The organism is Microbacterium sp. Cr-K20 (assembly GCF_000708325.1).
Classification (GTDB): Bacteria; Actinomycetota; Actinomycetes; order Actinomycetales; family Microbacteriaceae; genus Microbacterium.
Genome location: NZ_JARE01000050.1, coordinates 133,964 through 158,481 on the forward strand (window position 1 = coordinate 133,964; position 24,518 = coordinate 158,481).

22 protein-coding genes are annotated in these 24,518 nt (G+C 69.0%); 10 read left to right on the top strand and 12 right to left on the bottom strand.

Annotated features, from left to right (window positions below; genetic code table 11):
• The first annotated feature begins 4 nt into the window (after positions 1–4).
• The 3 genes from GZ67_RS0111460 (at position 5) to clpX (ending at position 3,743) form a co-directional block, all read left to right on the top strand.
• Positions 5–1,447 carry an aldehyde dehydrogenase family protein gene (locus GZ67_RS0111460; RefSeq protein WP_029261630.1) on the top strand — a complete coding sequence of 481 codons (1,443 nt, stop codon included), beginning with the start codon at positions 5–7 and terminating at the stop codon, positions 1,445–1,447.
• Positions 1,444–2,295 carry an aldehyde dehydrogenase family protein gene (locus GZ67_RS0111465; RefSeq protein WP_029261631.1) on the top strand — a complete coding sequence of 284 codons (852 nt, stop codon included), beginning with the start codon at positions 1,444–1,446 and terminating at the stop codon, positions 2,293–2,295. The genes GZ67_RS0111460 and GZ67_RS0111465 overlap by 4 nt, the downstream gene beginning before the upstream one ends.
• Before the next feature lie 179 nt (positions 2,296–2,474).
• Positions 2,475–3,743 carry an ATP-dependent Clp protease ATP-binding subunit ClpX gene (clpX, locus tag GZ67_RS0111470; RefSeq protein WP_029261632.1) on the top strand — a complete coding sequence of 423 codons (1,269 nt, stop codon included), beginning with the start codon at positions 2,475–2,477 and terminating at the stop codon, positions 3,741–3,743.
• A 6-nt stretch (positions 3,744–3,749) separates the two neighbouring features.
• Here clpX and GZ67_RS0111475 read toward each other — a convergent pair whose 3' ends face one another.
• Positions 3,750–4,247 carry a GyrI-like domain-containing protein gene (locus GZ67_RS0111475; protein ID WP_029261633.1) on the bottom strand — a complete coding sequence of 166 codons (498 nt, stop codon included), beginning with the start codon at positions 4,245–4,247 and terminating at the stop codon, positions 3,750–3,752.
• Between the two features lie 19 nt (positions 4,248–4,266).
• Positions 4,267–6,318 carry a M3 family metallopeptidase gene (locus tag GZ67_RS0111480; RefSeq protein ID WP_029261634.1) on the bottom strand — a complete coding sequence of 684 codons (2,052 nt, stop codon included), beginning with the start codon at positions 6,316–6,318 and terminating at the stop codon, positions 4,267–4,269.
• Positions 6,319–6,421: 103 nt separating this feature from the next.
• On the opposite strand from GZ67_RS0111480, the gene GZ67_RS0111485 reads away from it, so the two are divergent.
• On the top strand, positions 6,422–7,045 hold the full coding sequence (locus tag GZ67_RS0111485) for an ArsR/SmtB family transcription factor (protein WP_029261635.1): 624 nt from the start codon (positions 6,422–6,424) through the stop codon (positions 7,043–7,045).
• Complete coding sequence (locus GZ67_RS0111490; protein ID WP_029261636.1) at positions 7,042–7,260, top strand: hypothetical protein; 219 nt, start codon at positions 7,042–7,044, stop codon at positions 7,258–7,260. Before GZ67_RS0111485 ends, GZ67_RS0111490 begins: the two co-directional genes overlap by 4 nt.
• 31 nt (positions 7,261–7,291) lie before the next feature.
• Here GZ67_RS0111490 and GZ67_RS0111495 read toward each other — a convergent pair whose 3' ends face one another.
• Together GZ67_RS0111495 and valS are read right to left on the bottom strand one after the other, a co-directional pair.
• Positions 7,292–7,507 (bottom strand): hypothetical protein, encoded by a 216-nt coding sequence (locus GZ67_RS0111495; RefSeq protein ID WP_029261637.1) that lies wholly within the window; start codon positions 7,505–7,507, stop codon positions 7,292–7,294.
• The gene (valS, locus tag GZ67_RS0111500; protein ID WP_029261638.1) at positions 7,507–10,122 is read right to left on the bottom strand and encodes a valine--tRNA ligase; all 2,616 of its coding nucleotides are present in this window, start codon (positions 10,120–10,122) and stop codon (positions 7,507–7,509) included. Before valS ends, GZ67_RS0111495 begins: the two co-directional genes overlap by 1 nt.
• A gap of 157 nt (positions 10,123–10,279) precedes the next feature.
• Between valS and GZ67_RS0111505 the strand changes: the two genes are divergently transcribed.
• Positions 10,280–11,329, top strand: coding sequence for a P1 family peptidase (locus GZ67_RS0111505; RefSeq protein ID WP_029261639.1), 1,050 nt, complete (start codon positions 10,280–10,282; stop codon positions 11,327–11,329).
• Between the two features lie 21 nt (positions 11,330–11,350).
• On the opposite strand, the gene GZ67_RS0111510 is transcribed toward GZ67_RS0111505, so the two are convergent.
• The 8 genes from GZ67_RS0111510 to GZ67_RS0111545 form a co-directional block, all read right to left on the bottom strand.
• On the bottom strand, positions 11,351–12,163 hold the full coding sequence (locus tag GZ67_RS0111510) for a serine hydrolase (RefSeq protein ID WP_051662499.1): 813 nt from the start codon (positions 12,161–12,163) through the stop codon (positions 11,351–11,353).
• Entirely contained in the window at positions 12,160–12,996 is an 837-nt protein-coding gene (locus tag GZ67_RS0111515) for a serine hydrolase (RefSeq protein ID WP_029261641.1), read from the bottom strand. The genes GZ67_RS0111510 and GZ67_RS0111515 overlap by 4 nt, the downstream gene beginning before the upstream one ends.
• The gene (locus GZ67_RS0111520; RefSeq protein WP_029261642.1) at positions 12,993–13,946 is read right to left on the bottom strand and encodes a S66 peptidase family protein; all 954 of its coding nucleotides are present in this window, start codon (positions 13,944–13,946) and stop codon (positions 12,993–12,995) included. Before GZ67_RS0111520 ends, GZ67_RS0111515 begins: the two co-directional genes overlap by 4 nt.
• Complete coding sequence (locus GZ67_RS0111525; RefSeq protein WP_029261643.1) at positions 13,943–15,592, bottom strand: ATP-binding cassette domain-containing protein; 1,650 nt, start codon at positions 15,590–15,592, stop codon at positions 13,943–13,945. The genes GZ67_RS0111520 and GZ67_RS0111525 overlap by 4 nt, the downstream gene beginning before the upstream one ends.
• Position 15,593: 1 nt before the next feature.
• The gene (locus GZ67_RS0111530) at positions 15,594–16,508 is read right to left on the bottom strand and encodes an ABC transporter permease (RefSeq protein ID WP_029261644.1); all 915 of its coding nucleotides are present in this window, start codon (positions 16,506–16,508) and stop codon (positions 15,594–15,596) included.
• The gene (locus GZ67_RS0111535) at positions 16,505–17,548 is read right to left on the bottom strand and encodes an ABC transporter permease (RefSeq protein WP_029261645.1); all 1,044 of its coding nucleotides are present in this window, start codon (positions 17,546–17,548) and stop codon (positions 16,505–16,507) included. Before GZ67_RS0111535 ends, GZ67_RS0111530 begins: the two co-directional genes overlap by 4 nt.
• Before the next feature lie 71 nt (positions 17,549–17,619).
• Entirely contained in the window at positions 17,620–19,452 is a 1,833-nt protein-coding gene (locus GZ67_RS0111540) for an ABC transporter substrate-binding protein (protein WP_029261646.1), read from the bottom strand.
• 289 nt (positions 19,453–19,741) lie between these two features.
• The gene (locus tag GZ67_RS0111545) at positions 19,742–20,890 is read right to left on the bottom strand and encodes a M20/M25/M40 family metallo-hydrolase (protein ID WP_036303285.1); all 1,149 of its coding nucleotides are present in this window, start codon (positions 20,888–20,890) and stop codon (positions 19,742–19,744) included.
• A 93-nt stretch (positions 20,891–20,983) separates the two neighbouring features.
• Here GZ67_RS0111545 and GZ67_RS20180 point away from each other — a divergent pair, with 93 nt between their 5' ends.
• Genes GZ67_RS20180 through GZ67_RS0111565 form a run of 4 tightly spaced genes read left to right on the top strand, consistent with a single transcriptional unit; the run spans position 20,984 to position 24,516 of the window.
• Entirely contained in the window at positions 20,984–21,769 is a 786-nt protein-coding gene (locus GZ67_RS20180; RefSeq protein WP_136025765.1) for a GNAT family N-acetyltransferase, read from the top strand.
• Positions 21,766–22,455 carry a MurR/RpiR family transcriptional regulator gene (locus tag GZ67_RS0111555; RefSeq protein WP_029261649.1) on the top strand — a complete coding sequence of 230 codons (690 nt, stop codon included), beginning with the start codon at positions 21,766–21,768 and terminating at the stop codon, positions 22,453–22,455. The genes GZ67_RS20180 and GZ67_RS0111555 overlap by 4 nt, the downstream gene beginning before the upstream one ends.
• Complete coding sequence (gene menC / locus GZ67_RS0111560; protein WP_029261650.1) at positions 22,452–23,600, top strand: o-succinylbenzoate synthase; 1,149 nt, start codon at positions 22,452–22,454, stop codon at positions 23,598–23,600. The genes GZ67_RS0111555 and menC overlap by 4 nt, the downstream gene beginning before the upstream one ends.
• A 25-nt stretch (positions 23,601–23,625) precedes the next feature.
• Entirely contained in the window at positions 23,626–24,516 is an 891-nt protein-coding gene (locus GZ67_RS0111565) for an aminotransferase class IV (protein ID WP_029261651.1), read from the top strand.
• Positions 24,517–24,518: the final 2 nt, after the last annotated feature.

A 24,518-nucleotide genomic window follows, 5' to 3' on the forward strand; every position in this document is an offset into this window, starting at 1 on the left:
GAACATGTCATTTCTGGAATACGCTCCCGCACCGGAGTCCACTGCGGTCCTGAACCTCAAGAACAGCTACGGGCTGTTCATCGACGGCGAGTTCGTCGACGGGTCGGGCACGCCCTTCAACACCATCTCCCCGGCGACCGAGAAGCACATCGCGGAGATCGCCTCCGCGAGTGACGACGACGTGGACCGTGCGGTCAAGGCGGCGCGTCGCGCCTACGAGAAGACCTGGTCGCGGATGAGCGGCCGCGACCGCGGCAAGTACCTCTTCCGCATCGCCCGCCTCGTGCAGGAGCGTGCTCGCGAGCTCGCCGTCGCGGAGAGCCTCGACAACGGCAAGCCGATCAAGGAGAGCCGCGACGTCGACGTGCCGCTCGTCGCCTCCTGGTTCTTCTACTACGCGGGCTGGGCGGACAAGCTCGATCACGCCGGGCTCGGCGCGAACCCCCGCGCTCTCGGCGTCGCCGGACAGATCATCCCCTGGAACTTCCCGCTGCTCATGCTCGCGTGGAAGATCGCGCCCGCTCTCGCCGCCGGCAACACGGTCGTGCTCAAGCCCGCCGAGACCACGCCGCTCACGGCGCTGATCTTCGCCGAGATCCTGCAGCAGGCCGACCTTCCGGCCGGTGTCGTGAACATCGTCACCGGCGCGGGAGCCACGGGCTCGACGCTCGTGCGTCACCCCGATGTGGACAAGGTCGCCTTCACCGGCTCGACCGGCGTCGGTCGCGACATCGCGCGCGCCGTGGCCGGTACGAAGAAGAAGGTGACGCTGGAACTGGGCGGCAAGGCCGCGAACATCGTGTTCGACGATGCTCCGATCGACCAGGCCGTCGAGGGCATCGTCAACGGCATCTTCTTCAACCAGGGCCACGTCTGCTGCGCAGGGAGCCGCCTGCTGGTGCAGGAGTCGATCCACGATGAGGTCGTCGACCGGCTCAAGGCGCGCCTGTCGACTCTGCGCCTCGGCGACCCGCTCGACAAGAACACCGACATCGGTGCGATCAACTCGGCGGCGCAGCTCGCCCGCATCCGCGAGCTGAGCGATATCGGCGAGGCCGAAGGTGCGGAGCGCTGGACGGCGGACTGCGCGATCCCCGAGCAGGGGTTCTGGTTCGCTCCGACCATCTTCACCGGAGTCGAGGCGTCGCACCGCATCGCCCGTGACGAGGTCTTCGGTCCCGTGCTCTCGGTGCTCACCTTCCGCACACCGGCCGAGGCCGTGGCGAAGGCGAACAACACGCCCTACGGGCTCTCGGCAGGCATCTGGTCCGACAAGGGATCCCGCATCCTCGCGGTGGCCGACCGGCTGCGCGCCGGCGTGATCTGGGCCAACACCTTCAACCGCTTCGATCCGTCGAGCCCGTTCGGTGGATACAAGGAGTCCGGATACGGCCGCGAGGGCGGACGCCAGGGTCTCACCGCCTACCTCAAGGGAGCCACAGCATGAGCAAGCGCCTGACCGTCCCGAAGACGTACAAGCTCGCGATCGGCGGGGCCTTCCCGCGCAGCGAGTCAGGTCGCACGTACGAGGTGCTCTCGCCCAAGGGTGAATTCCTCGCCAATGCCGCGAAGGGTTCCCGCAAGGATGCCCGTGACGCCGTGGTGGCCGCGCGCGCCGCGGTCAAGGGCTGGTCCGGGGCGACCGCCTACAACCGCGGCCAGGTGCTCTACCGTGTGGCCGAGGTGCTCGAGGGGCGGCGCGCGCAGTTCATCGACGAGATCGTCGCCCAGCAGGGGCTCTCGTCCTCCGCTGCGGCCACGCAGGTGGACGAGGCCATCGACCTCTGGGTCTGGTACGCCGGGTGGTGCGACAAGTACGCCCAGGTCGCGGGTAACGCGAACCCGGTCTCGGGCCCGTACTTCAACATCTCGGTTCCGGAGCCGACGGGCGTCGTCGCGATCATCGCGCCGCAGGATTCCGCGCTGCTGGGGCTGGTCTCGGTCGTCGCTCCGGCGCTCGTGGCGGGCAACACGGTCGTGGTGGTGGCCAGCGAACGGCATCCGCTCTCGTCCATCAGCCTCGCCGAGGTCCTGGCCACGAGTGACGTGCCGGGCGGCGTCGTCAACGTGCTGACAGGTTCGCCTGCGGAGGTCGCCCCGTGGCTGGCGTCGCACCAGGATGTGAACGCCCTCGACCTCGCGGGTGCCGGCGACCTCGACTGGGTCGACATGCAGATCGCGGCCGCCGACACCCTCAAGCGTGTGCTCACTCCGGGTGAGGTCGTCGCCTCTCCCGAGCGGATCGGCGCCTTCACCGAGGTGAAGACGGTCTGGCACACCAAGAGCATGGTCTGACGCGGCTCTGCAGATCTCGTGAGGGGTCGGGAATCGCCGCCCCGGAACCGGGGATAGCGGCGGTTCCTGACTCCTCACGTGTCGCGACCCGATGCCGAGTGCGGTCCAATGCGGCCCAGTGTCGTATGCAGCGGTTAGGCTCGAAGGACGATCTCTGATCCCCCCATAGGAGGACGCGCATGGCCCGCATCGGTGAAAGCGCTGACCTGTTCAAATGCTCATTCTGCGGAAAGAGTCAGAAGCAGGTCCAGCAGCTGATCGCCGGACCCGGCGTGTACATCTGCGACGAGTGCGTCGAGCTCTGCAACGAGATCATCGAAGAGCGGATGGCCGAGTCCTCCGGCGACGGTGTCGCGGAGTTCGAGCTGCCCAAGCCGCGTGAGATCTTCTCGTTCCTCGAGGAGTACGTCGTCGGTCAGGAGCCCGCCAAGCGCGCTCTCTCCGTCGCCGTCTACAACCACTACAAGCGCGTTCGTGCACTCGGCACTCTGCAGTCCGCCGAGCAGCGGGCCGAAGAGGTCGAGATCGCGAAGAGCAACATCCTGCTCATCGGTCCGACGGGCTGCGGCAAGACCTACCTCGCGCAGACGCTCGCCAAGCGCCTGAACGTGCCATTCGCCGTGGCCGACGCCACCGCGCTCACCGAGGCAGGGTACGTCGGCGAAGACGTCGAGAACATCCTGCTCAAGCTCATCCAGGCCGCCGACTACGACGTCAAGCGCGCGGAGCAGGGCATCATCTACATCGACGAGGTCGACAAGATCGCCCGCAAGGCCGAGAACCCGTCGATCACCCGTGACGTCTCGGGTGAGGGCGTGCAGCAGGCGCTCCTGAAGATCATCGAGGGCACGGTCGCGTCGGTTCCGCCGCAGGGTGGTCGCAAGCACCCGCACCAGGAGTTCCTGCAGATCGACACCTCGAACGTGCTGTTCATCGTCGCCGGGGCTTTCGCCGGGCTCGAGGACATCGTGTCCGCACGTGTCGGCAAGCACGGCATCGGCTTCGGTGCGCCGCTGCACGACAAGGGCAAGGACCTCGACCTGTTCAGCGAGGTGCTCCCCGAAGACCTGCACAAGTTCGGCCTGATCCCCGAGTTCATCGGCCGTCTTCCCGTCGTCACGTCGGTCTCGCCGCTCGATCAGGCCGCGCTGATCGACATCCTGACCGGCCCGCGCAACGCGCTGGTGAAGCAATATCAGCGCATGTTCGAGATCGACGGCGTGCAGCTCGAGTTCGAAGAAGACGCGCTGCGTTCGATCGCCGACCTCGCCGTCGAGCGCAAGACCGGTGCCCGTGGGCTCCGCGCCATCCTCGAAGACGTCCTCGGGCCGATCATGTTCGAGATTCCCTCGGCAGAAGACGTCGCCAAGGTCATCGTGACCCGCGCGGCCGTCGACGAAGGCGCGCCGCCCACCATCGTGATGGAGCGCAAGCGCAAGAGCGCGTGACCTCGATCAGGCCAGCGGCAAGATGAGGTCGGTGCGCAGCTCTGCCGGCGTTGTGCTCGGATCGGACACGTACACCTCGATCCAGACACTTCCGGTACGGAGCCCCTGCGCTCCGGCGCGTTCGACGAGACCCGCCCATCCGGCACCGAGTTCCTCGTAGGAGCCGAACACGGTCGTCGCGACAGCGGGCCCCGACGGCAGGGCCGAGCCGATGATGACACTCCCGCTCGCCGTGGGGATCGGATTCTCCGGCGGGGAGACCACGGGGTAGCCGAGTTCGAGATCGAAGACGTCCATCGGGTCGCCGTGGTAGATCGCGAGCGCGGGGCCGGCCGGGGTCAGCACGTCGCCGGCGAACGTCAGGGCGATCGCCGAGTAGCCCGCGTCGAACGCGTCGGAAAGGTCGGCGATGCGGATGCCGTTGTGACGGATCACCGCGAGCGGAACGGCGTCGAGGTCCAGACGGTCAGCCGGGCCGAACGGTGCGTCGGGGAATGCGTTCATGCCCTCAGGGTCTCACGACTCAGCCGCCGAGACCACGGCGCTTCAACAGCGGCTCGATCTCGGCGTCGCGACCCCGGAAGTCGCGGTACGCCTGCAGGGGGTCCTTCGAACCGCCGACCCCGAGCAAGCGCCCGCGGAACCGGTCACCGTTGGCGCGGGTGAGCCCGCCGTTCTCCCGGAACCAGTCGACCGTGTCGGCATCGAGCACCTCGCTCCAGATGTACGAGTAGTAGCCCGCGCTGTACCCGCCGGAGAAGACGTGCGCGAAGTATGTGGACGAGTAGCGGGTGGGGACAGCCGGGTCGTCGAGGCCGATGTCGGCGAGGGCGGCGGCCTCGAACGCGGCGACGTCGCCGATCTCCGCGTCGACGCCCACGCGGTGCCACGCCTGGTCCAGCCATGCGGCGGCCAGGTACTCGCTCGTCGCGTGGCCTTGATCGAACGTCTCGGTCGCGCGCAGACGCTCGACGATGGCGGGGTCGAGGGGTGCGCCGGTCTCGTGGTGTCGGGCGTAGTTGTCGAGGACCTCCGGCCAGAGGATCCACATCTCGTTCACCTGGCTCGGGAACTCGACGAAGTCGCGGAACACGTTCGTCCCGGCGAAGTGCGGGTAGGTCACCGTCGCGAAGAGTCCGTGGAGGGCATGTCCGAACTCGTGGAACAGCGTGGTGACTTCGTCGAGAGTCAACAGTGTGGGCTCGCCGTCGCCGGGCAGCGGCACGTTGAGGTTGTTGACGACGACCGGTGCGGTGCCGCGCAGGCGGGACTGACTCACGATCGCGTTCATCCACGCCCCTCCGCGCTTCGAATCGCGCGTGTACAGGTCGAGGACGTACAGGCCGACGGGAGTTCCGTCGTCGTTGCGCACCTCGAACACGCGAGTTCCGGGGTGGTAGGCCACCAGGTCCTCGCGCTCCGCGAACGTCACACCGTACAGCTGCGCCGCGGCGAAGAAGACTCCGTCCTGCAGCACGCGCTCCGCCTCGAACCAGGGGCGCAGGGCGCTGGAGTCGATGTCGTACCGCGCCGTGCGCTCCCGTTCGGTGTAGTACGCCCAGTCGTGGGCCTCCACGGCGAACGGCGTGGATTCGGTCTCGTCGACGATCGCCTGCAGAGCGGTGTGCTCGGCCTTCGCGTTGCGTGCGGAGGGCGCGGCGAGCCGACGCAGCATCTGCTCGACGGCATCGGGAGTCCCGGCCGTCTCGTCGGCGGTGACGTACGCCGCGTGCGACTCGTACCCGAGCAGAGCCGCACGCTCCGCCCGCAGCCGCACGATCTCGAGGAGGACCGGGCGGTTGTCGTTCGCGTTGTCGCGGGATCCGCGCGCGAGAGAGGCGGCCATGATGCGCCGTCGCGACTCCCGCACTCGCAGCTGGGCCAGGGCGGGGTGTCCCGTGAACAGCGGCAGCGTGATGAGCAGCTTGCCGTCGAGCCCGCGGTCCGTCGCGGCACGCGCCGCGGCCGACAGCTCTCCGGTGCTCAGACCATCGAGCTCCGCGGGGGTGTCGAACACCACGGCGAGGTCGTTCGTGTCGTTCAGCAGGTTGCGCTCGAACGTGTTCGTCAGCGTCGAGAGCTTCTGGTTCAGCGCCGTCAGTCGTTCTTTGGCCTGGTCGTCGAGGCCGGCACCCGCGTGCGTCATCTCGCGGTGGTGGCGCTCCACCAGGTAGCGCTGCTCGGCGTCGAGACCGAGAGCATCCCGCTGCTCGAACACCTGCTGCACGCGCCAGTACAGCTGCGCGTCGAGGGTGATCGCGTCCTGGTGGGCGGCCATGAGGGGTGCGAGCTGCTCGTCGATCTCCTGGATCTCCGGCGTCGCATCCGCGGAGCTGACCGTGTAGAAGGCGTGCGCGACCCGGTCGAGCAGCTCGCCCGAGCGTTCGAGCGCCTCGAGGGTGTTCTCGAAGGTCGGCATCGATCGCACCATCGTGATGCGGGCGACCTCGCGGAGTTGCTCCTCGAACCCGGCCTGGAACGCCGGGAGATAGTGCTCGGGCCGGATCGCGGGGTAATCGGGGAGCCCGAAGGGGAGAGTCGACGGCTGGAGGAGCGGATTCGTGGCGTCGGTCATCCTCTGAGCCTATCCACCGAGGCCATCAGAGCTCAGGAATCGTCAGGAGAGTCTTGCAAAGAAACACTTGCAAAGAAGGCTTTGCAAAGGTATCTTTGCATACATGACGAACGGGACGCAGGTACGGACGCTCGATGCCGGGGCACTCAAGGCGCTGGCGCATCCGCTTCGGGTGAAGATCTTCGACCTCCTCGCGGCTCGCGGCCCGCAGACGGCCAGTTCGCTGGCGGCCCTGGTGGGGGAGACCTCCGGATCCACGAGCTACCACCTTCGCGCACTCGCCGCGCACGACCTCATCCGCGAGGTCGAGGGGCGAGGCACCGCCCGCGAGCGGTGGTGGGAACGGCCGAAGGGACGGATCGACGTTCCCGGTCCCGACGAGATGACCTCGCCCGCCAATCGCGCGGCGGCCCAGATCGTCAACTCGGAGTTCTTCCGTCTTCGTCACGAGACCCTCATGGCCTACGTCAATCGCCCACAGGCGGACGTGCCGGAGGAGTGGCGCGACACCGGCGTCATCATGACCACGCACCTGGATCTGACGCCGGAGCAGGCGGTGTCGCTCCGCGATGAGCTCGAGGCGATCGTCGAGGGCGCGATCGAGCGCTACCGGGGTCAGGCCGGCCCGGACGTGCGGCGGGTGTCGCTGCGAACCGAGCTCTTCGACCTGTCGACACCGTCGACCGCGTCATCCGCACCCGCCACCGACTCGGAGGAGGAATCATGACCACCGCAACGCTTCACCTGATGGCTCCGACCCACACCGAGGCTCGGCTGCTTCGGCTGGCCGAGACTCTCACCGCATGGGTCGCTCGCCGCGTCGCCCGCCGGGCCGAGCGGCACGCGCGCGTTCTCGACAGACTGCGGCAGCAGCAGACACCGACACAGGATCCGCAGTCGTTGACCCGCGCGCTCGCGCAGCTCGACATCCCTCGGTTCTGAAGGAGGCCGAAGTCTCTCCGCGCGGGCGGGCTCAGTCCGCGAAGGGGCGGGCGACGACCTCGCCGGACGCGGCTTGGAAGACCTCCCAGCCGGCGTCGAGCTCCGCGATGGCGCGGCCCTCGAGCCAGGTGAGGGTCCAGTGGCCGGTGAGGCCCTTCGCCTCCACCGCGGCGATCGCGGGACGCAGCGATGCGGGGACCGAGGCCGGTGCCTCGGATCCGGCCGCCCATCGAGTGCCGAGCTGCATCAGGAACCCTCGACCGGTGCGAGATCGATCGCGGTGACCGCGAACTCCTCGGCCTCGCTGAACTCGAGCTCGGCGATGCGGCCGACGGCGCGGAGGTCATCGGCGGCGGCACGGAGCGCCTCGAGCTTCGCAGCCGGAGCGGCGATCGCGGCGCGCGAGACCGGAGTCTTCTGTGACGCCTTCGCCTCGGTCTTCGCCCGACGGATGCCGATCAGCGCCTCACTCGCGGCAGCGAGGACGGCCGGGTCGCCGTCGATGCCGAGCGGCGTGGGCCACTCCGCCGTGTGCACGGACCCTTCCTCGAACCACGACCACGATTCCTCGGTGGCGAAGGACAGCACCGGCGCCAGCAGGCGGAGGAGCGTCGAGAGGGCCAGGCGCAGCGAGAGCGCTGCGGAAGCCTGACCCACGTCGGCCTGGTTGTAGGCGCGCTCCTTCACGAGCTCGAGGTAGTCGTCGCAGAAGGTCCAGAAGAACGCCTCGGTCAGTTCGAGCGCGCGGGCGGCGTCGTAGCGATCGAACGCCTTGGTCGCCTCGGTCACCACACCGTCGAGGGCGGTTAGCATCGATGCATCCAGGGCATGCGTCACCTGCGCGCCCTCGGGCACGGGGAACGACAGCACGAACTTGGCCGCGTTCAGCACCTTGATGGCGAGGCGACGGCCGATCTTCACCTGCGTCGGGTTCTGCGGGTCGAACGCCGCATCCATGCCGAGTCGGCTCGATGCCGCCCAGTAGCGCACCGCGTCGGAGCCGTGAGCTTCGAGCACATCGGCCGGAGTGACGACGTTGCCCTTGGACTTCGACATCTTCTTGCGGTCGGGGTCGACGATGAAGCCGGAGATCGCGGCGTTGCGCCACGGGGTCCGGTCGTCTTCGAGAGTGGAGCGCAGCATGGTCGAGAACAGCCACGTGCGGATGATGTCCTGACCCTGCGGGCGCAGGTCGAACGGCGCGGTGAGGTTCCAGAGTTCCTCGTCGCGCTGCCAGCCACCCGCGAGCTGCGGCGTGAGGGACGACGTCGCCCAGGTGTCGAGGATGTCGGCCTCGGCGTCGAACCCGCCGGCCACGCCGCGCTGGTCCTCGGTGTATCCGGCGGGGACATCGGTCGTCGGGTCGATCGGGAGCGTCGCCGCGTCGGGGGCGAGCACACGGTCGTAGTCACGCTCGCCGTTCTCGTCGAGCGCGTACCAGAGCGGGATCGGCACTCCGAAGAACCGCTGGCGCGACACCAGCCAGTCGCCGGTGAGGCCACCGACCCAGTTCTCGTAGCGCACGCGCATGAACTCCGGGTGCCAGGCGAGCTCCTGACCGTGGGCGATGAGCGTGTCGCGCAGCTCGCCGTCGCGGGCGCCGTTGCGGATGTACCACTGGCGGGTCGACACGATCTCGAGCGGACGGTCGCCCTTCTCGAAGAACTTCACCGCGTGGTTGAACGGCTTGCCGACGGCCGTCATGTCGCCGGTCTCCTGCAGCTTCTCGACGATCGCCTTGCGCGCGCTGAACACGGTCTTGCCCGCGAGCTCCTCGGCGTACCAGGAGACCGCCTCCGGGTTCTCGACGGACGAGGGCGCCTCGGGGAGGAAACGTCCGTCGAGGCCGATCGTGGTCATGTTCGGCAGGGGCTCGTTCTCGGTGGTGCGCAGCTCTCGCCACCACACGATGTCGGTCACGTCGCCGAAGGTGCAGACCATCGCCGCTCCCGTGCCCTTGTCGGGCTGGGCGAGGTGGTGTCCGTGGATCTCGATCTCGGCGCCGAAGAACGGCGTCTTCACCTTCCTCCCGATGAGGTGCTTGTGCGGACCCTCCGGGTGCGTCACGAGGGCGATGCATGCGGGGAGCAGCTCCGGGCGCGTGGTGTCGATCGCGATCGATCCCGAGCCATCCGCGAAGGGGAATTCGATCGTGTGGTACGCGGCCTGCTGGTCGCGGTCCTCGAGCTCTGCCTGCGCGATGGCGGAGCGGAAGTCGATGTCCCACAGGGTCGGTGCGAGTGCCTGGTAGGCCTCGCCGCGCTCGATGTTGCGCAGGAATGCGAGCTGGCTCTGGCGGATAGTGTCGTCCGAGATCGTGCGGTAGGTCTGGGTCCAGTCCACGCTCAGTCCGAGCTGACGGAACAGCGCCTCGAACTGCTTCTCGTCCTCGATGGTGAGGCGCTCGCAGAGCTCGATGAAGTTGCGGCGGCTGATCGGCTGCTGGTCGGCCGCGCGGCTCGACTTGTTGTCGCCGCCCTCGAACGGGGGCGTGAAGTCGGCGTCGTAGGGGAGCGAGGGATCGCAGCGCACGCCGTAGTAGTTCTGCACGCGGCGCTCCGTGGGAAGGCCGTTGTCGTCCCAGCCCATCGGGTAGAACACGGTCTTGCCGCGCATGCGCTCGTAGCGGGCCTTCACGTCGGTGTGCGTGTACGAGAACACGTGCCCGATGTGCAGGCTTCCGGATGCCGTCGGCGGCGGGGTGTCGATCGAGTACACGCCCTCACGGCCGGCCTGTGCCGCGCGCAGACGGTCGAACAGGTAGGTGCCCTGCTCCGCCCAGGCGGCGTCCCACTTCGCTTCGAGACCTTCGAGTACGGGCTTGTCGGGAATCCCGGTGGGAATCGATTCGGAAGCAGGCATGGGGTCTCCTCGAGCGATGTATGCGGCACTGTGTGAGCGTGCCTGAGTGTGGGGTGTGCGGACCAGTCTACCGAGCGAGCGGAAGGCCGGCTGGACACGGCGGAGTCGCCCGGCGCGGCGCGGATGTCCGCTCCTCCGCCCCTGGAAGGATCGGAGCATGACACCGCTGTCGTCCGCCTCCTCCCGTCCCCGCCTCGCCGACCTCGGCGTCCCGTCGGGGGCGTTCGCGCGCGGTGCGGAGAACGCGATCACCGATGTCGGCGGTGTCCGGATCGGGCATGCCACGTTGCACGGCGATGGTCTCCACACCGGGGTCACCGCGATCGTGCCCGATGCCCTGACCGGGGAGCGCCGCAGCCTCCCCGCGAACCTCTCGGTCGGCAACGGCTACGGCAAGCTCGTCGGTGCCACGCAGCTCCGCGAGCTCGGCACACTGGAGACCCCGATCCTCCTCACCTCGACCCTGTCGGTCTTCCGCGTCGCCGACGCGCTGCTCGGACACCTGCTGGCGACCCCGTCCCACGCGCGGACGATGACGCTGAACCCGGTCGTGGGTGAGACGAACGACGGCTTCCTCTCCGACATCCGGCGCCGGGCCGTCGGCGAGGAGCAGGTGGTCCAGGCGTTGGAGGCGGCGGCCGCCGGCCCCGTCGTGGAGGGGTGCGTCGGGGCCGGTGCGGGGACGGTCGCTCTCGGCTACAAGGGCGGCATCGGCACGTCGTCCCGGCTCGTCGACGTCGCCGGACGGACGCGCACGGTCGGTGCCCTGGTGCAGACCAACTTCAGCGGGACGTTGCGGATCGCAGGAGTACCGCTTCCCGCGGAGGAGCTGCTGGCCGAGGCCGCAGCTCAACCCGTCGGTAACTCGTGCATGATCGTCGTCGCGACGGATGCGCCCGTCGACGGACGCCAGCTCGGGCGGGTGGCCGGCCGTGCGGTGTTCGCGATGCGGGGCGTCGGCGCCGACTACGCGCAGGGCAGCGGCGACTACGCGATCGCGTTCTCGGTGCACGATCCGGCGCTCGGAGGGCCGGTGGCGGACGACGTGCTGTCGCCGCTGTTCGCCGCCACGATGGATGCCGTGGAGGAGGCCCTGATCAACTCCGTGCTCGCCGCCGAGACGACCGTCGGCCCGGATGGTCGGACCGCGCGTGCGGTGCCCATCGACGAGGTCCGGGCGCGTCTCACCCGCGCCGGGGCCGTCTGACCCGCGTGCACAGCCGCGGACTCACCCGGCGAGCGCGCTGCGGATGCCCTCGCCGATCGTGCGCATCGCGGCCAGCACCGGTCCGCGCCCGTCCGCGCCGCGGTCCCAGTTCGCCAGCACCGCATAGGCGATCCGGCGATCCGGCGACATCACGATGCCCGTGTCGGCGCGCACCCGGGAGATCGTGCCGGTCTTGTTGAGCAGCCAGATGCCGCGGTCGAAGCCCCAGTGTGCGAGCGGGTCGAGGTCGAAGGCGGACGCGACCATCGACAGGTCCATGCCCGCGCCGAGCCAGCGTCGGAGGGTGTCGGCCGATGCCGGGGTCAGGTCGGTCCCGTCGGCGAGACGCGTCATGAATCGCACCAGTTCGGTGGCGCTCGCATGCGACAGCGTCGTCGGAGCGCCGGGCGGGATCGGCCATCGCACGATGTCGTCCAGCGCGGAGGAGGTGTAGCCGAGGGCGCGCGTGTGCTCCTGGACCACGGGGATCCCGATCACCCGGCCCAGGGTGTTCGTCGCGGCGTTGTCGCTGACCGCGCCGATGAGGGCGGCCACGTCGTAGAGCGACAGCTCCGCCGCTTGCAGCAGGTACCAGAGCCCGGAGTCGTCGATGGACTCCACGGGGCGGCGCGTCACGCGCTCTTCCAGGCTCCGCGTCCCGGCATCGACCTCGGTGAGCAGCCGATGCAGGAGGAAGATCTTGCCGACGCTCGCGGTATCGAGCGCCGCCTCGGGCTCATGCTGCAGCAGCACCTCGCCGGTGTCGATGTCCTTCACCAGGACGGACCACACCGCGCCGTGATCCGCAGGCAGGTCCGCGCCGATGACGCTCATGCGAGTCCCGTCTCGTCACGCGCGAGCCCGGTGACATGCAGTCGGATCCGTTCTCCGATGGCTCTCATGCCGTCGATGACGGGCGCGCGCAGATCGGTCGGACTCTGCTTCCAGTTCGCGGCCACCGCGTAGGCGACGGCCGCGACGGGGCCGCGGAGCAGGCCGGTGTCGACGCGGGCGAATCCGACGCTGCCGGTCTTGTGCCGCAGGACCATGCCCTGGTACTCGGCGTCCACGTGGGCGAGCGGGTCGAGCAGGAAGGCATCGGCGGTCATGGACGTGTCGGTGTCGGCGGCCAGCCAGTCGAGCACGCGTGCGCTCACCGCGGGGGAGAAGGCCTCACCGGCACCGAGGCGGCGCATCAGGTCGGCCAGTTCCGCCGCGGTGCCGTACGACGGTGTCCAGGGCAGGTCGGGCGTGCGCTCGTTGCGGATGTAGTCGTGCAGCGAGGTCTGCGTGTATCCGAGGGCCGGTGCGACGGCGCGCACGGACTCGAGGCCGCACAGGTGGATGAGGGCGTTCGTGGCGAGGTTGTCGCTCACCGCGCCGACGAGGAGGGCGGCGTCGTGCACGCCGATACCCTGGTTGCGCATCCGGTAGAGCAGACCGGAGTCCTCCACGCGGTGCCCCTCCGGGATGGCGACCGGCTGATCCGGATCGAGCGTGCCGTCGTCGAGTCGGCGCGCGACTTCGAGCAGGAGGAAGATCTTGCCGATGCTGGCGGTCTCGCACTGCACGTGTGGGTCGTGCTCGGCGAGGGTGGCGCCGCTGTCGGCGTCGATCATCCGCACCGACCAGGTGATGCGGGTATCGAGGGTCGGCACGGCGATCATCCGGGCACTCCCACCGTGAGTCGCGGCTCGTCCGTCATCGCGTCGAGGACGCCGTCGACGCCGAGGGGGATCGTCAGGGCGTGCGGGTCGTGCCCGAAGCCCTGCTCCCACAGCACGGGCACACCGGTGTCCTGGAACTCGTCGCGCATGAGGGCGTGCACGAGCTCGAGGTCGCCGCATTCGTGCCAGGAGCCCAGCACGATCCCGTTCGCCTGCGCGAGTCGCCCTGCCCTCCGCAGCTGCGTCACGAAGCTGTCCAGCCGGTAGGGCTCCTCGGTGATGTCCTCGAGGAAGAGGATGCCGGGAGCCGGCACGGCAGCCTCGGGGGCGCCGAGCCCGGCGGCGAGCAGGCTGAGATTGCCGCCGGTGAAACGCCCGACCGCGCGCCCCGGTGTCATCACCTCGGTCTTCGGGCCGATCAGCTCGCGTCCGCGCCAGGGCTCGAACAACCACCGCTGCACGTCGGCGCGCACCTGTTCCGAGTCGCGGAAGACGTTGTTGCCCGCCATCGGGCAGAACAGCGTCGCCAGGTCCAGGTGCGCGCGCATGGTCTCGTGCAGCGCGGTGATGTCGGAGGAGCCGGTGAGGAGCTTCGGGCGACCGTCGCGCCGCAGCGCTCCGCGGCGCATCTCCGCCCAGTCGATGCCGTCGAGCAGTCGCAGTGCCCCGTACCCGCCCCGGGCGGCCACGACGGCATCCACGTCCGGGTCCATCCACGCATCGACGAGATCCGAGCGGCGCACATCGTCGGGACCGGCGAGGTACGACGCGCGCGGGTGCGGGGTGAGCACGTGGTCGCCCACCCGCACCCGCAGACCCCATGACTCGTAGTAGTCGACCGCGCGCTGCGTGTTCTCCTCGTTCCCCGGCCCGGACGGCGAGACGATCGCCACGGTGTCTCCGGGCTGCAGCGGGGCGGAGTCGAGGTAAGGAGAGGTCGTGCGGGTCATGCCGGCTGCTCCTCGATGCGCGGTGCTGCGGAGAGCAGATGCCGGGTGTACTCGTGCTGTGGATTCAACAGGACCTGCTCGGTCGTGCCCCGTTCGACGATCTCCCCGCGGTACATCACGGCGACGCTGTGGGCGATGTTCCAGGCGAGGCCCAAATCGTGCGTGATGACGAGCGCGGAGAGTCCGAGCCGCCGGCGCAGGTCGAGCAGCAGGCCGAGGATCTCTCCCCGCACCGAGGCGTCGAGCGAAGCGACGGGTTCGTCGGCGATGAGCATCTGCGGCTGCACGGCGAGGGCACCGGCGATGACCACGCGCTGGCGCTGCCCGCCGCTGAGCTCCTGTGGGATGGCACTGAAGAACCTCTCCGGCGGCGTCATCTCGGCATCCGTGAGGCTCTGGGCCACGCGCTCGCGTTCGTCGCCTGTGAAGTGCTGCACCCGCAGACCTTCGGCGACCGACTCGTACACGCTGTGCTTCGGGTTCAGCGCGGCCCAGGGATCCTGGAGCACGAGCTGCACCTGAGAGCGGAAGTGCGCGAGGTCGCGGCCCTTCGTGGGCATCTCCGCGCCGTCGAAGAGGATCCGTGAGCCGGGGTCGGCGGGCTGCAGGCCCATGAGCGCCCTGGCGAGTGTCGACTTCCCCGAACCGGATTGTCCGACGAGCGCGACGATCTCGCCTCGACGCACGGTGAGGTCGACGTCGCGCACGGCATGCACCGGCCGACTACCCGAGCGATAGGTGACGTTGACCCCGCGGGCCTCCAGCAGCACCTCGTCGCCATGGGCGATGTCCGGCACCTCGTCGGCGCCCTGCCCGTGCCGGGTCACCGGCGCCAGGCGGGAGGCCGGATCGCCGATGGTGGGGAAGGCGTCGGCCAGCTGCCGGGTGTAGTCCTGCGTCGGACGCGTGCAGACGGCGTAGCTCTCACCGACCTCGACGAGTTCGCCGTCGCGCATGATGGCGATGCGCTGGCACGCCGTCGCGAGGACCGACAGGTCGTGGCTGATCATCAGCATCGAGATGCCGCGCTCGGAGACGAGCCGCGAGATCATGTCGAGGATCTGCTTCTGCACGATGACATCGAGAGCGGTCGTCGGCTCGTCGGCGATGATGACCTCGGGGTCGCACGCCAGGGCCATCGCGATCATCACCCGCTGCTTCTGGCCGCCGGAGAGTTCGTGCGGGTACGACTCGGACTTCTGCTGCGGGAGGTCGACGACATCCAGCAGCTCCGCCATGCGCTGCTTGCGGCCCTTCTCGCTCTTCCAGCGATCCGACGCGTGCAGCTCCAGGGCCTCGAGCAGCTGCCAGCCCACGGTCCGTACCGGGTTCAGCGAGTGCATCGCCCCCTGGAACACGATGGAGGTCTGCGCCCAGCGCACCGCGCGGAGCTGGCCGAAGGAGAGCTCCGCGACGTCCTGGTCGCCCAGGAGCACGCGACCGCTCAGGCGTGCGTTGTGGGGGAGCAGGCGCAGCACGCTCATCGCCAGGGTCGATTTGCCGGACCCCGACTCCCCGGCGATGCCGAGCGTCTGGCCCGCCGGCAGCGTCAGTGAGACGTTGCGGACGGCGGCGACCTCGTCCCGGCCGGCGCGCCCGGCGGTGCGGTAGGTGATCGAGACGTCGTCGAAGATCAGATCGGGCATGTCATCGGCTCCTCAGCGTCGGGTTCGTGATGTTCTCGACGGCGCGGCCCATCAGGGTGAACGACAGCACCACCAGGACGATCGCGATACCGGGCACGAGTACGTACCACCAGTAGCCACTGGTCGCCGCGGAGACGTCCATCGCGTTCTTCAGGATCGAGCCCCAGGACTGCAGCGTGGTGTCGCCGAGCCCGAGGAACGCCAGCGTGGACTCGGAGATGATCGCCGAACCCACCGTGAGCGTGGTGTTGGCGAGCACCAGAGGCAGCACGCCGGGGAGGAGGTGCTTGATGATGATGTGCCAGTGGCCGGCGCCGAGGGCCCGCGAGCGCTCGATGTAGTCGCGCGATTCGATCGACAGGGTCTGCGCCCGCACCACGCGCGCCGTGCCCGCCCAGGATGTGAGCCCGATCGCGATGATGATCGTCCAGACACCGCGGCTGAGCACCGAGGAGAGCACGATCGCGAGGATGAGCGAGGGCAGCACGAGGAAGAAGTCGATGATGCGCATCATCAGGCCGCCGAAGAAGCCGGTGAAGTGACCGGCGGAGAGCCCGACCAGTGTGCCGATGACCATCGACATGGCGGTGGCAGCGAGTCCGACCAGAAGGGAGACGCGCGCCCCCCACACCATACGGACCCAGATCTCGCGGCCCTGCTGATCGGTGCCGAGCGGATGCTGCCACGAGGGCGGCGCGAACCGCTCCGGGTCGACGAGCTTGGTGACGTCGAGCATGCTCGACGGTGCGATCACCGGTGCCAGGATCGCCACCGCCGCGACGATGACCAGGAAGATCAGACCGACCATGCCCGCGCGGTGGTGCGTGAACTGGCCGCAGAAGTCGGCGAACGCCGCCCCACGGCGGTGCCAGGCGAGCGCGCGGGGCGAGCGGATGGAAGTGGATGCCGTGCTCATGCGCGCCTCACCCTCGGGTCGAGCTGACGGTAGATGAGGTCCGCGATGAGGTTCATCACGATGATGATCGTGGAGAACACCACGAAGGTGCCCTGCAGGAGGGGCAGGTCGGGACCGGAGATGGCCTCGAAGGTGAGCTTGCCCAGTCCGGGCCACGAGAACACGGTCTCCACCGTCACCGCCCCGGCGATCAGCCCGCCGATGTGCATGAAGACGAGGGTGACGGTCGGGAGCAGGGCGTTGGGGACGGCGTGGCGGCGGCGCACGAGGTCTTCCCGTAGTCCCTTCGCGCGCGCGGTCGTGAGATAGTCGGCGCCCATCTCCTCCAGGAGCGAGCTGCGCATCACCATCAGGTACTGCGCATAGACGACGGCGACCATCGTGATCACGGGCAGGACCATGTGCGAGATCACGTCGAGGACGGCGCCGACGGGATCGGTGGGCGGGTTGGGGGAGACCATCCCGCCGGTGGGGAACCAGTGCAGCGTGCCGCCGAAGATCATCAGCAGCAGCAGGGCGAGCCAGAACGTCGGGACCGACCAGAACACCAGCGAGGTGCCCGAGACGATGCGGTCGAAGGTGGAGCCGTGCTTCCACGCGGCCTTCTGCCCGAGCCACAGGCCGAGGGCGATGGCGATGATCGCCGCAGTGCCGGTGAGGAGGATCGTGTTCCAGAAATACATGCCGATGAGTTCGGAGACCGAGGTGCGGTACACGTAGCTCGTGCCGAAGTTCAGCGTGAAGACGTTGCCGAGGTAGTCGATGAACTGCTGCCACAGGGGCTTGTTCAGGCCGAGCTGCTCGCGCAGCTGCGCCACCTGTTCGGCGCTCATGCCGCGCTCGCGCGCGATCGATGCGACCGGGTCTCCAGGCAGGATCTTGAAGGCGAAGAATCCGAGGAGGATGACCATCGCCATGCTGATGGCCGCGCCGCCCAGCTTGACCAGGAAGTAGCGGAGGCCGCCGAGACCTCTCGGCTGCTCCTCGGCTGCGGCGCTGGTGGCGATGGCGGATGTGGATGGGGGAACCGCGTTCGACATGAAGTCTCCTTACAGCGGACCGGGAGACGCCGCGGGGGCGGATGCCCGCCGCCCACGGCGTCTCGCTGGAGTCATTCGACGTCGGCGATGTTGCGACGACGGATCAGGAAGAAGACCAGTCCTCCGATGAGGACCACTCCCACCACGATGCCTCCGATGATGAGTCCGGTGTTCGTGCCGGTGCCGCTGGCGGTCGCGCCCTCGACGGGCTCGACCGTGAGGTAGCCCCAGTAGCCGGCCTGGTTCGCGATGATGCCACCGTCCTTGGGCTGCAGGGTGAAGCCGGTGAAGCGGTCGGAGCGGTAGGCCTCGAGCGAGTTGGCGTACCAGGTGGCGACCTGTGCCGTGTCGGTGTAGTTCAGCGCCAGCATGTCGTGCACGATCTCCTGGCGCTTCTCCTCGTCGGTCTCCGAGCGCTGCTGGGCGTACAGCTCGTCGAACTCGGGGTTGCAGTAGCCGTCCTGCGTGGTGCCGCCGGTGCCGTCGGTCGCCGTGGGCAGGTTCATGCAGGTGTTGATGCCGAGCTGGTAGTCGGGGTCGGGGTTGACCGACCATCCGCTGAAGTACAGGTCGTAGTCGCCTGACGTGGCCTTCGCGCTGATGGTGTCCGAGTCGGTCGACTCGACCGCGATCTCGATCCCGATGTCCTTCATCCACGGGACGAAGAACTCGGCGATGGACTGCTCGTTCGAGTCGTCGGCATCCGTGAGGAGGCGCAGGCTCAGACGCTGTCCGTCCTTCTCCCTGATGCCGTCGGCACCAGGCACCCACCCTGCGTCGTCGAGCTTCGCCTTCGCTGCGTCGGGGTCGAATCCGACGATCACCTCGTCGTCGTCCGACAGGTGCCACTTCGGGAAGGACGCGGGGATGAAGCTGGTGGCCTGCACGCCCTCGCCGGAGAGCACCTTGTCGAGCAGCGTCTCCGTGTCGGTGCCGAGGCGGATCGCCTGGCGGACCTCGAGGTCCTTCAGCGCCGCGTTGCCGGTGCCGTAGGGCACGTTCTCGCGGGTCTGCTGGCCCAGGTTGATGCTGATCGAGTGATAGCGGCGGCCGATCCCGGAATGGGTCGTGATGCCCTCGACGCCGTCGAGCGCCTCGAACTGCGTCGGGGTGAGACCCGAGACGAGGTCGACGTCACCGGCCTTCAGAGCCTGCACCTGGGCGTCCGAGTTCGTGTAGTACACGTACTGGATCGCGTCGATCTTGGGGGCGCCGCGCCAGAAGTTCTTGTTCGCCTTGAGCACGATCGACTGGTTGGCCGAGTAGCTGTCCAGGACGAAGGGGCCGGAGCCGACCACCTCGGAGTCGTTCGCGAACGTGGTCGGGTCGTCGACCGCCTCCCAGATGTGCTGCGGGACGATCGGGATCTCGGAGCCGGGGTTGGGTGCCTGCGGCGTCTTGAGCGAGATCACCACGGTCTTGTCGTCGGGGGTCTCGACCGAGTCGAAGTTGGAGACGAGGTTGCCGTTCGCGGTTCCGAGGGCCGGCACGGTCATCATCTGGTCGTAGGTGTACTTCACGTCGGCCGAGGTGATCGGCTCGCCGTCCGACCAGGTGAGATCGTCCTGCAGGGTGAAGGTCCAGGTCTGGCCGCCGTCGCTGGCCTCCCAGGAGTCGGCGAGGCCCTTGGTGGGGGAGCCGTCCTCGGCGTCGTTCTGCACGAGGGACTCGTACACGTAGCGGATGATGTTCGTCGGCGTCAGGTAGATCGAGATGAACGGGTTGAACGTGTCGACGAAGCCGGACGTCGCGATGCGCAACGTGGTCTCGGAGGCGGGGGATTCGGTCGCGGCACTCACCGACTGCGCCTGAGCGGCACCGGCGGGAGCAGCGATGAGGAGCGCGGAGGCGATCGCAGCGGCGGTCAGACTTCGTGCTGTTCTGGAGCGGGGGGCAAGACGCATAGAAGAAGTCCCTTCGGGCACCGCCCGGATCCACGATGAAGCCGGGTCGGTGGAGACCATGCAAGCGGAAGTCTGCCTCTGGGTCAAGGGATTCGTTGCGTATCGTCGAAGATTTTTCGCAAGTCGGCATCTGGGTGCAGGTTGCTTTCCGGGTGTAACAGCCCGGAAACATGCGGATGCAAGGATGCGCCCCACGCGAAGGGAGTTCGAAGATGCAGTATTTCCGTCCCGAGATCCGGAACGTATCCCTCGGATCAGCGTGATCAGGGCGCAAACGGGAATCGTATCCTCACTCCGCGGGAAGGGTGAGCACGGCACGCAGGAGTGCGATGCGCTCGCCGAGGGAGGAGCGCAGGAAGTGCTCGTCCTCCGCATGCGCTCCGCCGCCGCGGGGTCCGAATCCGTCGACCGTCGGCAGCCCGAGGGCGCCCAGCAGATTGGTGTCGCCCGCGCCGGCCGCCGGCCGCGCCTCGATGCGCTGTCCGATGCCCGCGGCAGACCGTTCGATCGCCGCCACCAGCGCGGCGTCCTGCGCGGAGGCGACCCAGGCAGGGCGGGAGCTCAGGGTCTCGACGACGATCTCGGCACCGGTGCGGACGGGCGGCAGTGCGGCGAGTGCCCGCATCACCCGCTCCTCGGTGACCGGATCGGTGAAGCGGAGACCGATCTCCGCCTGTGCCCGTGCGGGGATCACGTTGGCGCGGGCGCCACCGGAGATCGTCCCCACATTGCAGAGCACGGGTCCCGGCAAGGCGGGATCCGCGACGATCTCCCGCACCCGCATCAACTGATCGACGAGCTCGTCCACGGCGGAGATGCCGTGCTCGGGGTCGAGGGCGGCGTGTGCGGCGCGCCCGGTGACCGCGATCCTGACGCGTGCGCTCCCGCGCCTGCCGACCTTGAGGGCGCCGTCCGGATGCGGCGACTCGAATCCGATGGCCGCGACGGCTCCGCGTGCGCGTTCGGCGAGCAGGGGACCCGACTCGGGCGAGCCGACCTCCTCGTCGGCGACCAGGACGATGCGCACGGCTCTGCGGCGTTCGCGCGGGAGCGGCTGAAGTCGCCGCAGGGCTTCGAGCATGACCACGATCCCGGCCTTCATGTCGTAGGCGCCGGGGCCGCGCACCACGTCGCCCTCCTGAGACCAGGGCAGCGCGCCGTCGAGGGTGCCCTCCGGCCATACGGTGTCGGTGTGACCGATCAGGAGGTACGGATCGCCGGCTCCGGCGACGTCGATGACGAGATCCGTTCCCGCGGCGGTCGGCTCCTGGCGGACCTCCCCGCCGACGCCTTCGAACCATCCGGTGAGGAGATCGGCGATGCTGCGGCTCGCCACGGCATCGCGGGTGGGCGACTCTCGGGTCACAAGTTCGCGCACGAGTGCGATGATGTCGTCTGAAGGGTGGTCCGCTCCGGGAGCTGCCGGGAAAGTGGTCACAGTTACGAACCGTATCTGCCTCTTGATTGAGGTGCAAGCCGCCGATAACATCGCTCCCAGCTGCATCACTCGTTCGATCTTAGGAAACGTATCGTGCCTCACTCTTCGGTGGCCGCCGACGCGGGCGTCGGTTACGACTGCCGCGAACTGACCCAGTACTCCGAGTTCCGTGAGGCGGCGGCACTCTATGCGCGCGTCTTCGCATACACCGAGCAGGAGTACGCGCTCAACGCCAATCTGCTCACCGCGCTCGCACGTAACGGCGGATCCGCGGTGGGGGCCTTCGCAGACGACGGGGGGCTCATCGGGTTCGCGTACGGCTTCGCGGGCTGCGATGCGAGCGGGACCCACTTCCACTACTCGCAGGCGGCCGCGGTCGATGCCGCGCAGCAGGGCCGCGGGGTCGGTCAGGCGCTCAAGCTCGCCCAACGCGACGTCGCGCTCCGGTGGGGGCAGCAGTCCATGCGCTGGACCTTCGATCCGCTGCTGGCACGGAACGCGCACTTCAACCTCAGCTCGCTCGGTGCGGTCGGCATCGCGTTCGAACGCGACTACTACGCCCGGCCCGACACCGACCGGCTCGTGGTCTCCTGGGATCTGACCGCGACCGCACCCGCACCCCGCGCGCCGCGATCGGGTGTTCCGGCGGGACTGGGCAGGGAGGACTGGGGGCGCGTCGTGCACGTCGGCGACGCCGATTGGATCGCGATCCCCGCGCGTGCGGATGAGCTCGCCCCCGGCGAGCGCCCGGCGCTGCGGCGGCAGCTGGAGAGTGCGATGACGGAGGTGCTCCGGCGAGGTGACGTGCTCGTCGCGGCGTCCCGTGTCGACGAGCACACCGCGGTCTACCGCGCCACATCAGGGAAGGCCATCGCATGAGCGACCAGCAGCACGAGGACCGCGAGCTCGTTTCGCCGCGGGACCGCTTCGGCGAGCGCATCCGGACCAACCTCTCGGCGGAGAGCATCCAGGCGCGCATCATCGAGACCGAGCTGCGCACGCTCGCGCTCACGTTCGAGGAGCTGAGCACGTCGGCCCAGGTGCCGCAGGCCGCGGCGCTGCTGCTGGGCGCCCGACGACGCTACGTCGCGGGTGAGGGGAAGGCGGCGGCCTACGCGCAGCTGCTCAACGCTGACCTGTCCGCGACGCTGTCCAACGTCTTCCTCGTCGACGGGCATGCGCTGCAGCCGCTGACCGTGCTGACGGATGTACGGGCCTCCGACGTGCTCATCGCCTTCTCCCTCCGGCGCTACCGCGAGGAGACCGTGCGGCTCGGGCAGTTGTTCCGGGAGGCCGGCGGGCAGCTCGTGGTGATCACCGACAGCGAGGACGCCCCGCTGGCGCCGCTCGCGACCTCGCTCATCCGGGTGCGCACCGGGTCGGCGTCCTACGCGGACTCGCCCACCCCGGTCGCGGCCGTCTGCCACCTGCTGAGTGCGCTGACGACGGCGAGCGCGAAGGGAGCCCGCCGTCGCCTGGCCGAGCGCGATCGGCTCGTCGCACGACTGGGACTGTACAGTTCGGATCCCTCGCGGCCCGAGGTCGACGAGGAGGCGGAGACGTGAAGATCACCCGCATCCGGTTGTTCGCGGTGCGTCAGGACCTGCGGCACAGCTTCGAGACCAGTTCGCATCGCAAATCGGGCATCGAGCACATCCTCGTCGAGGCCACCGACGAGGAAGGCCGTCGTGGCTGGGGAGAGATCGCCGCGCCCAGCGACCCGTACTTCGGCGCGGAGACGACCACGACGGCGTGGGAGATCGCCACCCGCTACCTCGTGCCGGCCCTCGTCGGTGCCGAGGGTGAGGAACCTGCCGATCTGGAGATGACGTGGGCGCGGGTGCGCGGCAACGAGTTCGCCCGAGCCGGCTTCTCCGGCGCGGTGTGGGACCTCTTCGCCCGCCGCCGGGGGCTCTCCCTCGCGACGGCGCTCGGGGGCACCCGTGACGAGGTCGTGGCAGGAGTCTCGCTCGGCATCGAGCCGTCGATCGACGAGCTCCTGGGCCAGGTGGAGCTGCAGCGCGCCGCAGGATATCCGCGCGTGAAGCTCAAGATCGCCCCCGGGTGGGACGTGGAGCCGGTGCGCGCGGTGCGTGACGCGCACCCCGACCTCGACCTCCACGTCGACGCGAACGGCGCGTATCCCGACGACGACGACGCCGCTGCCGTGTTCACACAGCTCGACGCACTGGGGTTGACCATGATCGAGCAGCCGTTCGCCCCGCGGGAGATGGTGGCGCATGCGACGCTCCAGGCCCGGATCGGAACGGCGGTGTGCCTGGACGAGTCCGTCATCGGGCTCGGCGATCTGCGCACGATGATCAGGCTCTCCGCCGCGCGCATCCTCAACATCAAGGTGTCGCGGATGGGGGGACTCACCGTCGCGAAGGCGGCGCACGACCTCGCCGTCGACGCCGGCATCCCCGTCTGGTGCGGGGGCATGCACGAGTTCGGGATCGGTCGGGCGGCGAACGTCGCGATCTCGGCACTGCCCGGGTTCCTCCTCCCGTCGGACGTCTCCGGTTCCGACAAGTACTACGTCGACGACATCATCGCCCCACCCGTCACCGCGGTGGAGGGCAGGGTGCAGGTTCCTCGCGGAGCGGGCATCGGCCACGACGTCCTCGGGGAGCGGATCGAGCGGGCCGCGTTCCGCACCTGGGATTCCGCCGACACCACCGTCCGCGATCCCGCGCTCACGCACGGGTGAGACGCCCATTCCGGAGAGGACCATCATGCGTGCGCTGCTGCTGTTTCGCCTCGACCTGTCGGGCACGTCCGCCGTCGAGGAGAGCATCCACCCGGTCGACCCGCGTGAGCCGATCGTCAGGGCGACCGACCTCGGCGTCAATCGCGGCGACGGGGTGTTCGAGACCGCCGTGGTCCGCGGCGGCAGGCCGCAAGCACTCGAGGCTCATCTGACGCGCCTCGAACGCTCGGCGGGGCTGATGGAGCTGCCCGCGCCCCGACGCGACCTGTGGCGAGCCGCGGTGCTCCGGGCGGCCGCGGCGGTGTCCCTTCCCGGAGTGCTGGAGGAAGGGGAGATCGCGTCCGTCAAGTTCGTCATGACCCGAGGCGACGAATTCGACCAGGGAGGGCCGACCGGTTGGGTGCTCGGGTTCGCCGGCAGCGACCCCTCCGCCGTCCGTATGCGCGGCGTCCGCGCCGTCGTGCTGGATCGCGGCTACCGGCACGACGTGATGCAGACCACCCCCTGGCTGCTGCAGGGAGCGAAGTCGCTCGCCTATGCGGTGAATCAGGCTGCCCTTCGGGAGGCGGCCCGTCGCGGCGCCGATGACGTGATCTTCGTGAGCGCAGACGGATTCGTGCTCGAGGGCCCGCGCTCGACGCTGATCGCCCGCATCGACGGCGAGCTCGTCACACCACCCGCCGAGCTCGGCGTCCTCCCCGGAACGACCCAGGCCGATGCATTCTCGGGAATCACCGACGTCCCGACGAGGATCGGGGTGCTCATGCGCGACGATCTGGATCGGGCGGATGCGCTGTGGTTGTGCTCCAGCACGCGCGGCGCGGTGCCGGTGGGGCAGCTCGACGGTGCGGAGCGGTTCATCGACCATGACCTGACCGTACGGATGAACGCGGCGCTGGACGCGCGCGAGGACTGAGA